This window comes from Rubrivivax albus (genome assembly GCF_004016515.1).
GTDB lineage: Bacteria > Pseudomonadota > Gammaproteobacteria > Burkholderiales > Burkholderiaceae_C > Rubrivivax > Rubrivivax albus.
The window spans coordinates 1-761 of sequence record NZ_SACT01000038.1 but is presented as its reverse complement, the minus strand read 5'-3'; the positions used below and the strand labels follow the sequence as shown (position 1 = coordinate 761).

At 59.8% G+C, this 761-nt stretch carries 1 protein-coding gene; it reads left to right on the top strand.

Features of this window, described 5'->3' with window-relative positions; genetic code table 11:
- Positions 1-192, top strand: a 192-nt coding sequence (locus tag ENE75_RS25580; protein ID WP_233259277.1) for a hypothetical protein, incomplete at its 5' end; no start/stop codon positions are given.
- Positions 193-761 lie beyond the last annotated feature (569 nt).

Below are 761 nucleotides of genomic sequence, written 5' to 3'. Positions count from 1 at the left end.
CGGGCCATCACTCGTATCTCCACTGCTTGCTCCTGGGTCAACATCGACGGCCAAAAGGCCGTCAGCTTCGCCCAGGTGGGTCAGATTTACTTCGGCGCAGTGGGTCAGTTTTGCATCGGCGGCGACACGTGGACAATCGAAACCACTCGAAATGGCGTCAGGTTTGTAACCGTGACGCCTACATCACGTTAGGCCGCACAGTCCCCACGATGCATCCTGCCGGCTCAGTCTTGTGGCTCCGTGATGACGCTGGACCGTTTCCGCTCTGCATGTTTGCAGGGGACAACGATGTCGTTACATCCGGTTGGCTGGCGTTTGCTTCGACAGCGCGAACGGAAGTAGTTCTTGCGCAAGCAAGCGCTGAAGAATGGAACGAAGGTGAGTCTGGGATAAGCAGAGTGCTCGAGAGAGTTCGCAGGGAACTCGGACGAACGGACATCTGCGCCGTCAGGTTGCTGAGAGTCGAGGGGTTGAGACAGGCACAAGGTCTGTCCTTTCAAGCGTTTCTCGCTTCTCAGCAAGAGGTCGTGCATGTCTACGGCGCACGCTCAGGCCATGGCGAAGCGAAGGTCGAGAGACAGCAAAGCTTCGCAGCCTTCGAGCGGGAAGGCGGCACTATTCTGGTTTGTCCATTCGAAGGTGGCGGACCTAAGGGCAAAGCCGAGAGTGCGGCCTAACCCCTCGCTCAAGCGCCGACGCGCAACGGCACGGCACCTGGCCCGCGAGGCGCTGGTCGTCTATCCTGCGCCTCGCGGGCCAGG